Here is a 2,620-nt window from a genome sequence, read left to right on the forward strand (position 1 = left end):
GCGGTAATCAGGGTCGGGCAGACCATAATCGGAGGGCTTGCCGATGATCATGCGGATCATCGCGCCGTCGATACGTTGCTTGAGCGGGCGCGGCAGCTTGACCTTGCCGCCCAGGGTGTCGATGGGTCGGCCTTTGACGAATTTGGGCAGGAAGTAATAGCCGCGGCGCAGGCTGATATCCACTGACTTTGCATGGTGCACGGCGTCCACGGCGATATCCGCGCCGGAGTTGCCGCAGCCGACAATCAGCACCCGCTTGCCCTTGAATACATCGGGCGTGCGGTAATCGCAGGAGTGCATCAGCTCGCCGTCGAACTCACCAGGCAGCGGGGGCATGTTGGGCTTGTGCAGGGTGCCGTTGGCGATCAGTACACCATCGAACATCCGCGTCTGCTGTTGTCCGTCGCGCTCGGTGATGATCCTCCATTGCTCACCCACGGGCTCGACGGTCAGCACGCGGGTGTTGAACTCATAATGCTGGCGCAAGCCGAAGTGCTCGGCAAAATCCTGGAAGTAGGTTTTCAGCGCGCTGTGATGCGGATATGACGCAACGTCATCCGCCATCGGGAATTCCTTGAACTCCGTCATGCGCTTGGACGAGATCAGGTGCGCGGTCTCGTACATGGTGCTGTGCGGATTATCGATATCCCACAACCCGCCCACGTCGCTGTGCAGGTCGAAACCGGTGAAGGGGATGTCGAGCTTCTGAAGATTGCGGGCTGCGGCCAGGCCCATCGGACCTGCTCCAATCACTGCATACATGGGTGCTACCTCGGGAGTCTTTGTTGTTATGCTTGCCAGTCTAGTGGATGCGCCGGGGGGCGTATCGCACCAAACAGGACATAGGACCGGCAATTCAGGCCATGGGCGAGACTTCCGAACACAGCGTGACGCCGCTTTACAGCCAGGCGATAGTGCAGGCAGCGCAGCGGCTCGGCCTGGCCCTGCCCGGGCACTTGCTGGCTGAACTGCGACCGGCGCAGCGTGTGCCCCTGGCCACGCAGGACGCACTGTGGGAAGCCTTCTGTGCCGCTACCTGTGATCCACTGGCCGGATTGCGCCTGGGCCTGGAGATGCAGATCGGCCATCTCGATAGCGCCGGTATGCTGCTGGTCACCTCCGACACCCTCGGCGAGGCCCTGGAAGAGCTGATTGAATACGCACCAGTGATCGGCGATGGCGGAGAATTCAGTATTCGCCACGCCGGGGAGCTGGTGTTTATCGATTACCAGCCGGATTACTCGGTGCGCCGGGCCGAGCGCGTCGAGGCCGTACTGGCCACCCAGCTCAACCTGACCCGCTGGTCCACTGGAGGGCGCTTCCGCCCTGCCGGCATCTGGCTCAGTCACGCGCCGCTCACTGCGCCGGATGAATACGCGCAGCTGATCGATTGCCCGCTGCAGTTTGGCGCAGCACATAACAGTCTGGGCTTCGCCGCGGACCAGCTACAGCTGCCGTTGATCCAGGCCAACGGTGCGTTGCGCGAGCATTTGCGCCAACTGGCCGACCAGACGCTTGAAGCGCTCGGCCAGCACAGCCTGACCGCAGACGTACAGCGGCTGGTGCGTCTGCATCCGCGCTGGGGCAAGGAGCGGGTGGCAGCGGAGCTGGACCTGAGCGGGCGCCATCTCAACCGTCGCCTCGGTGAGGAAGGACTGTCATTCAAAAGCCTGCGCGAAAGTGTATTGCAACAGGTGGCCTGTCGGGCGCTTCAGGGTGATCAGCGCGTTGCGGAGATTGCCGAGGGTCTGGGTTTTTCCGACGAGGGCGCCTTCGTGCGGGCATTCAGACGCTGGCAGGGGGTGACGCCGGCGCGTTACCGCGAAAGAGGTTGATGGTCTGGTTGGCGTAGCGGACTCAAGGATGGCTGCTTAGTAACGTCCCGGTTGCCGGCAGCGGCCCGAAATCCTGCGTAAGCAAGGATCTGTGCAGATAGTAATCACGCAGCCTGGCGGCAAATATCTGGTAGGTTTCCGCAGGCACTCGCTGGCGGTAGAACTCAAGAAAGCCATCGGGTTTGGCCGCGATGGCTCTTACTGCGCCGTCCAGGCGCAGAGCCATCGCCTTGCCCCAGGCATCCCGCGTGCAATAGATGCCTGTTTCCACCAGGTCCTGATGTTCCAGCAAAGGCACGCTCACCAGCGGCTCGTGCAGGCTTCGCTGCTCATCAATGCTCTGGATGATAATCGGGAATTCGAAGGTCAGGTCCAGCCTGTGATGACTGACCATCAGCAGCAGGTTTTCGCCACTTTGTGTGCCGCTGGCCGATTCTGCCCTGCCCAACTTCACTGCCTCCTCAAGCCAGCTGGCGATACCCGGCGGATAGGTCCGGTGAGTGGAAATGCCGACCTGCAAGTCGGTTTCCTGCAGGAGCCGGTCCAGCGACAGGTGGCCGTTTACCAGTGGCAAGCGTGCCAGATCCTCGCGGCGCACCACGGCCTGGATCGGCGTGCTGGCCATGAACGGGATGAAGTAGCCTAGCTGGTCACTGTCGGCGCGGCGCAACATCGGAATCGAGCAGAATTGGTCGCCGCTCTTCATGCGTTGCTGCTGGCGCAGGCGATTGGCCAGCGAATATTTGATCGGCACATCGGGCATGTGCTGCATAAGCATCGTCAAC

3 protein-coding genes are annotated in these 2,620 nt (G+C 61.8%); 1 reads left to right on the top strand and 2 read right to left on the bottom strand.

All coding sequences use genetic code 11. The annotated features are described in order from the left end of the window. A partial coding sequence (locus ABYA88_RS16040; RefSeq protein ID WP_373188387.1) for a flavin-containing monooxygenase occupies positions 1-762 on the bottom strand: 762 nt, incomplete at its 3' end. Between the two features lie 101 nt (positions 763-863). Between ABYA88_RS16040 and ABYA88_RS16045 the strand changes: the two genes are divergently transcribed. After that, positions 864-1,835, top strand: a complete 972-nt coding sequence (locus ABYA88_RS16045; protein ID WP_373188388.1) for an AraC family transcriptional regulator — start codon at positions 864-866, stop codon at positions 1,833-1,835. A gap of 22 nt (positions 1,836-1,857) precedes the next feature. Here ABYA88_RS16045 and ABYA88_RS16050 read toward each other — a convergent pair. Next, the coding region (locus ABYA88_RS16050) for a hypothetical protein (RefSeq protein ID WP_373188389.1) at positions 1,858-2,620 on the bottom strand (763 nt) is incomplete at its 5' end.

The sequence above is a fragment of the Halopseudomonas sp. genome (assembly GCF_041579695.1).
Taxonomy (GTDB): Bacteria; Pseudomonadota; Gammaproteobacteria; order Pseudomonadales; family Pseudomonadaceae; genus Halopseudomonas.

Coding starts and splice junctions, on each gene's coding strand:
- ABYA88_RS16045 (WP_373188388.1), top strand. CDS start 864: ATGGGCGAGACTTCCGAACACAGCGTGACGCCGCTTTACAGCCAGGCG.